The following is a 7,194-nucleotide window of genomic DNA, read 5'->3' on the forward strand; positions in this document are numbered from 1 at the left end:
AAATCCCCACCAGAATACTGGTAGGGATTATCATTCATCTTCAAGATCGGTCAAGTGCCCTTAAACGATCGGCATTGTTCTATTACAGAAGGTTTTTAAAGTTTAATCGACTAAACGGCGACTTAAACGTACCAAGCGGGAATTTTCGCTTCGTAATCCGTAATGCTTTGCTCAAACGACAAGGTCAAGCCTATCGCATCAAGTCCATTAAGTAACTTATGGCGTGCTGACTCAACAAGGTTAAAACTGAACACCGCGCCTGAAGGTGAGGTAACTTTTAAAGCTTGCAAATCAACGGTAATTTCCGCGCCTTCTCTAGCCGCCACTTCATCCATTAATTGTTGCACTTGCTCAGCAGCTAACTTCACTGGTAATAAGCCATTATTAATAGCATTACCATAAAAAATATCTGCGAAGGTAGGGGCAATAATGACCCGTAAGCCAAAATCGGCTAATGCCCACGGAGCATGTTCACGACTTGATCCGCAACCAAAGTTTTCTTGAGCCAATAAAATAGATGCACCTTTATAACGCGGCTGATTTAATACAAACTCAGGATTAGGTTGATCACCTGCATCATCTAAATAGCGCCAATCATGAAACAAATGCACACCAAAACCGTCACGTGTCACTTTGGACAAGAACTGTTTTGGAATGATCTGATCGGTATCAATATTGGCACTATCTATGGTCACGGCTAAACCGGTATGGGCAGTAAATGCTTGCATGTTTATTTCCTTTTTCGGTTTAGTATGGTTTGCGAATATCAACAAAGTGGCCTGCTATCGCTGCAGCAGCTGCCATTGCAGGGCTCACTAGATGCGTACGGCTACCACGGCCTTGTCGACCCTCAAAGTTACGGTTACTGGTTGATGCGCAGCGATCACCCGCTTCTAAACGGTCATCGTTCATAGCTAAACACATTGAACAACCTGGTAAACGCCATTCAAAACCAGCCTCAAGGAAGATTTTATCTAAGCCTTCAGCTTCAGCTTGCAACTTAACCTGACCAGAACCCGGTACCACGATTGCGGTAACTCCTGCAGCCACTTTGCGGTTTTTAGCATGCGCTGCGGCTGAGCGTAAATCTTCAATACGTGAATTGGTGCATGAACCAATAAACACCTTATTGATGGTAACATCGGTCATTTTGGTGCCCGCAGTTAAGCCGATGTACTCCAGCGCTTTAATGATGCTGTTACGCTCTGTGCTGTTAGTTTCATCATCTGGGTTTGGCACAACACCATCGATAGCGACGACTTGACCAGGGTTAGTTCCCCAGGTTAATTGTGGCGCTATGTCTTTTGCTTCAAGCACCACTTGAGCATCAAACTTAGCATCTGCATCTGTTTTTAATCCAGACCACGCAGCCACAGCTTGATCCCATGTCGTGCCTTTAGGTGCAAATTCACGCCCTTTCAAATAGCTAAATGTGGTTTCATCTGGTGCAACCATGCCGGCTTTAGCGCCCATTTCGATAGCCATGTTACAGAGTGTCATGCGCCCTTCCATTGATAATGCTTCAATGGCTTCTCCACAAAACTCAACAACGTAGCCTGTACCGCCGTCCATGCCTAACTTACCAATAATCGCCAACACAATATCTTTAGCCGTGACGCCATCGGTAACCTGTCCACGCACTTCCACTTTCATGGTTTTGGCTTTTAATTGACGTAAGGTTTGTGTCGCCAGTACATGCTCAACTTCGGAGGTGCCTATCCCAAATGCTAAGGCGCCGAACGCACCGTGCGTGGCAGTATGCGAGTCTCCGCAAACGATTACTGTGCCCGGTAAGGTTATCCCTAACTCAGGCCCCATAACATGCACGATACCTTGGTTTGGATGGTGAATGTCATATAAACGCACACCAAACTCTTTACAGTTTTGCGCTAAGGTTTCAACCTGAGTGCGCGCCATTGGGCTTAGGGCATCGAGGCTGGCACTCTTAGTAGAGGTATTGTGATCCATGGTGGCAAACGTTTTTTCAGGCGCGCGTAATTTACGCCCAGCTACTTTTAAACCACTAAATGCTTGAGGAGAAGTCACTTCATGCACCAAGTGACGATCCACATAAATAATGGGAGCTTCTGCCTCTGGAGTCGCAACAATGTGTGCGTCCCATACTTTTTCGTATAATGTTTTTGCGCTAGTTTGCGTCATTAGACACCTTCCTTAATGGCATTAGCGATAAAATCACCCATTTGTTTGGTCGATTTTGCTTGGCTGCGTTTGTCTGCACTTAATAGCTCGCCGGTTAAGTAGCCCGCTGATAAAGCCTGAGTGACCGCACGTTCTATCGCGCTTGCAGCCTCTTCTTGCTTTAAGCTATGACGTAGCATTAAGGCTGCTGACAAAATTTGTGCAACAGGGTTGGCAATGCCTTTTCCGGCAATATCAGGCGCACTGCCACCCGCTGGCTCAAATAGACCAAAGCCGGTACTATTCATACTTGCTGAAGACAACAAGCCCATTGAGCCTGTTAGCATGGCAATTTCATCGGATAAAATATCACCAAATAAGTTTGAACAAAGCATGACATCAAACTCATCTGGGCGACGTAGCAATTGCATGGTCGCGTTATCGATATAGATGTGCTCTAAGGTGACATCAGGGAAGTCTTTAGCCACTTCTTCTACCACTTGACGCCATAAAACCGAACAAGCCAACACGTTAGCTTTATCGACTGAAGTGACCTTGTTTTTACGACCACGCGCGGCTTCAAAAGCAATTCGGGCAATTCGGGTTATCTCACGACGGCTATAGCGCATGGTGTCGAAGGCTTCTTCATCATCGCCTTCACCCTGACGACCCTTTGGCTTACCAAAGTAAATGCCACCGGTTAACTCGCGCACACACAAAACATCGAAACCACGGGCAGAAATATCACTGCGTAACGGAGACATATGCTCTAAACCATCATGTAATTTAGCTGGTCGTAAATTACAAAACAGTTCAAAGTGACCACGAAGTGGTAATAACGCACCACGCTCGGGTTGATCGTTAGGCGGTAAATGCTCCCATTTAGGACCACCCACACTGCCGAATAAAATCGCATCTGCGGCTTCACACCCCTTTAGGGTGGCATCTGGTAATGGGCAACCATGATTATCAATTGCAATGCCGCCTACGTCATATTCGGTGTAGTTGATATCCAGTTTGAAGCGCGTTTCCACTTCAGCTAGCACCTTACGTGCTTCAGCCATCACTTCTGGACCGATACCATCACCCGACAATACTGCTATTTGATAACTCATACGCCACCTAACTCCCTATTTTTATGAATCTGTTGTTTAAAATCAGCCACTTTATCTGCACGATACGTTAAGTTCATTACGTGGATTAAGGCTTGTGCTGATGACTCAACCACATCGGTTGCCAAACCAACACCATGGAAATTCTGGCCATTATATTTAGCGGTAATATCCACTTGGCCTAATGCATTTTGACCTTCGCCTTTAGCACCTAATTTATAACTGGTAATGTTAATATCACGTCCAGTTGCGCGGGCAATGGCATTATATGCCGCGTCAACAGGTCCATTACCCGTTGCAGCCTCAGTTCTTTGTTCGCCATCAACCACAATACGCACTGTGGCGGTCGCAACCCCTTCCGTAGAGTCTGAATGCACCATCATGTGCTGCAATTCATAGTTATCATCGTCCTGTGCTTGTGACTCCATGAAAACTAATGCTTCTAAATCATAATCAAACACTTGGCCTTTTTTATCAGCTAATTTTAAGAATTGATCGTATAAGCTATCCATGTCGTAATCAGTGACCAAATAACCCATTTCTTCCATGCGATGTTTGATCACATGACGACCTGAACGCGAGGTCATATTTAAATTATTACGGTTCAAGCCAATACTCTCTGGCGTCATAATTTCATAGGTATTCTTCGCTTTTAACATACCATCTTGGTGAATACCCGATGAATGAGAAAATGCATTGGTACCCACAATCGCTTTATTAGCTTGAATGGGCATATTACATAACTGACTGACTAAACTTGAAGTGCGGTGAATTTCTTTGGCGTTAATACCACAATCTAAATCCAACAAGCCTTTACGGGTTGATAAGATCATCGCGATTTCTTCAAGTGAACAGTTACCGGCACGCTCGCCAATACCATTGATGGTACATTCCACTTGACGGGCACCCATTTCAACGGCGGTAATTGAGTTAGCAACAGATAAGCCTAAATCATCATGACAGTGAACTGAGATCACCGCTTGATCGATATTTGGTACACGGTTAAACAAGGTTTGAATAATCCCACCAAACTCACTTGGAATGGTATACCCGACGGTATCAGGAATATTGATGGTTCGAGCACCAGCGGTAATCGCAGCCTCTACCATACGGCATAAGTTATCAATTGGTGTGCGTCCAGCATCTTCACAAGAAAATTCAACATCATCAGTAAAACGACGAGCATATTTAACCGCATGCACGGCCATCGCTAATACATCATCAAAGCTGCGTTTTAATTTACTCTCAACATGAATCGTTGAAGTAGAAATAAAGGTATGAATACGGAATTGGTCTGCTACCGATAACGCTTGGGCTGCGGCATCAATGTCTTTTTCTAACGCTCGAGCCAAAGCACATACACGGCTATTTTTTATCGTTTGAGCGATAGTTTGCACGGATTTGAAATCACCCGGTGAAGACACAGGAAAACCCACTTCCATGACATCAACACCAAGACGTTCTAATGCTAAGGCGATTTGAAGTTTTTCTTTCACTGTCAAACTGGCCGCTAATGCCTGTTCACCATCTCGTAGCGTAGTATCAAAAATTATTACTCTATCTGACATCGATTTTACTCCACTTTTGCCTTTGCTTTTTTATTCAAACCAGCAATAGCTAAATTTTCAAATGTGTATAAACAAAAAACCCCGCGACATAATGCGCGGGGTTTGTGATGGGTGAGATTCTTAATTCACATGTAACACAAAAGGCTCCGCGCAATATTTGCGAATGAGGAGAAGGAGGCCTAGTAGTGCATAAATTCTATTCATTATTTTTAAATATCTATTCTGTGATTGAATTACTCTTGGGTTAATAATTACCTCGCCAACGCTTCAGTGTCAACCCCCTTTTTATCAAGTTGAATAATATGAATGACCAATTCTAATGAATAATGATTGAATGAATATGTTTTTGATAGCAATAATCGGCCCCCTAACGCTAGTAGATTGATTTATTTTCTGCATAATTTGCATCAAAATAGGTATACTCAACACTATTGATCCGTTTACTCCCAAACCTATTTAGGTGGCCATGCTTTTGCTGTCAGTACCTTCACATATTTATCGCCTAATGTCGCCCTTGATGACGATATTTTTTACCGCCATATTACTGACAACAAACATAGCACCAGCGATATCTGCAACCTCTGAGATGTCACAGCAAGATTTTGAAGCCAAAACGATTAACCAAAAACTTGATTACATCGCTTGGTTATCGCCTCAATATCCCAATCGCGCTAAAGCCTTGATTGAGCAGCTGGAAGTCAGTCATCAGCACAATTCATTTTCAGATACCTTGTTTTTAAAATTACAATTAGTCAGTTGTTTTAATTTTATCGATTCTGGTCAAAATGAACATGCTGTTGAAATAGCTAAACAAGGTGCTGATAACACTAAAATAATGCGTATGGATCAGGCTAAGCCATACTTTTTAGCCTGTGAGGCCAGTGCTTATGATTTTTTAGGCAAATACGCTTTATCAACCTTAATCAACGAAGAAGCCATTAAGCTAGCCAAGCAATATAATCAACCTCAAGCTTTGCTATTAGGTACAGTCGCACGATCTTTACGAGAAAATATTAACGGTAATTATGCACAAGCATCTGAAAGTATAAAAGTTGCCAAAGAGCTGTACCCAATTGCAAAACAACAACTGCCTTTTTGGTATATGGTGCCTGCACCTTATTTAAAAATGATTATGAGCAACTTGCTGTACTCATCAGGTGATGAAGAAACCGCACTGGAGTACGCTAAGGAAATCCTAAACGATCCGCAAACAAATGGCGCAATAGCAACAGGCACTGCATTTTATCTGGCCAGAATATCACTCTCATTGGGCGATTTAGCCACCGCAGAACAATACTTAAATCAATCTAAACAAATTAGCCCTGACGTGGGGAATCATCATAACCAGGCTATGTTTGACGCTCAAACGGCTTATATAGAATTACATTTAGGCAATTTAGATGCAGCTGAAATGGCGATAAATAAAAGCTTGCGGCACTTTATCGACACATTTGATGATTTAAAAGCAATGCGTGCCAAAAGGACATTATCGCAAATATATTTTGCTCAACATAAAGATTCGGAAGCTTTAAGTCTAATGACCGAAATCATTAAACAAGCCGAAAATAGCGCACAATATTTTGACCTCATCGAGTTTCATCAAATACTGAGTGATTATTATGAGCAACAAGGCCAATTCGAACTGGCGTTAAAGCAACAGAAACTGAAGTTCAACGCCGGCCAAAAAGCGAATGAGCAATTATCCAACTCGCGAATAGCACAAATAAAAGCCAGCAGAGAGCCGATTGAAAACCTTTCTAATGAAATAAATGCCTCTTCATTAATGTTTCAAGCGCAAAATGTAGCACTGCTTAGCTTAGGTATTTTCATTTTACTGGCATCATTTGTCGCTTTTATTTATCGAAAGCCTAAATCCAATACACCGTCGGAAAGCGTTAATGACGCATTACAGCAGGTTGATGCAATTTTAAGTAAAGCGAAACAAAGTCATTATCCTCTAACATTATTGCTATTGGGTACAAGACAAATGCGTGCTGTGGATATCGCAATAGTTCAGCAGAAAATACAACACACACTACGTGAACAGGACAAGATTTTACGTATAGAAGATGATCGAATGGCGATTTTATTACCTTTTGCTTCTGAAGAAGGGGCACAGAAAGTGATTAGCCAACTCACGCCAATTATTCAGCCTTACTTGTCTATCAAACTGAATTTTGGCAGCGCGAGTTTACAGCAGTTAGATACGCTAGAAAGCTTAATAAAACGAGCAGAACTCAATAAATTAGGTAAACTTCAAAAGCAGCAACAAGGTGTCAAATAAACGCAGCAATGATGTGTATTAGTTTCGACTTGATCTGACATTCAACTTGAAAAAGTGAGAGTTACCCGTTTTGATAAAGGTGTCGAATCTT

Annotated in this window: 5 protein-coding genes; 1 reads left to right on the forward strand and 4 read right to left on the reverse strand. The window is 42.4% G+C overall.

Annotation, left to right across the window (positions count from 1 at the left end; all coding sequences use genetic code 11):
- Window positions 1–122: 122 nt before the first annotated feature.
- The 4 genes from leuD to leuA are packed head-to-tail and all read right to left on the reverse strand — an operon-like array spanning window position 123 to window position 4,819.
- A complete protein-coding gene (gene leuD / locus ORI98_RS17995; protein ID WP_306136134.1) occupies window positions 123–728 on the reverse strand; it encodes a 3-isopropylmalate dehydratase small subunit in 606 nt (201 codons plus the stop codon).
- A 19-nt stretch (window positions 729–747) separates the two neighbouring features.
- Window positions 748–2,160, reverse strand: a complete 1,413-nt coding sequence (gene leuC, locus ORI98_RS18000; RefSeq protein WP_261297713.1) for a 3-isopropylmalate dehydratase large subunit — start codon at window positions 2,158–2,160, stop codon at window positions 748–750.
- Window positions 2,160–3,254, reverse strand: coding sequence for a 3-isopropylmalate dehydrogenase (gene leuB / locus ORI98_RS18005; protein WP_261297714.1), 1,095 nt, complete (start codon window positions 3,252–3,254; stop codon window positions 2,160–2,162). Before leuB ends, leuC begins: the two co-directional genes overlap by 1 nt.
- Window positions 3,251–4,819, reverse strand: a complete 1,569-nt coding sequence (gene leuA, locus ORI98_RS18010; RefSeq protein ID WP_261297715.1) for a 2-isopropylmalate synthase — start codon at window positions 4,817–4,819, stop codon at window positions 3,251–3,253. The genes leuB and leuA overlap by 4 nt, the downstream gene beginning before the upstream one ends.
- Window positions 4,820–5,285: 466 nt before the next feature.
- Here leuA and ORI98_RS18015 point away from each other — a divergent pair, with 466 nt between their 5' ends.
- Complete coding sequence (locus ORI98_RS18015) at window positions 5,286–7,103, forward strand: hypothetical protein (protein WP_306136135.1); 1,818 nt, start codon at window positions 5,286–5,288, stop codon at window positions 7,101–7,103.
- The last annotated feature ends 91 nt before the right edge of the window (window positions 7,104–7,194 follow it).

Origin of the sequence: Shewanella sp. ULN5, from assembly GCF_030731885.1 — a bacterium.
GTDB classification, from domain to species: domain Bacteria; phylum Pseudomonadota; class Gammaproteobacteria; order Enterobacterales; family Shewanellaceae; genus Shewanella; species Shewanella holmiensis.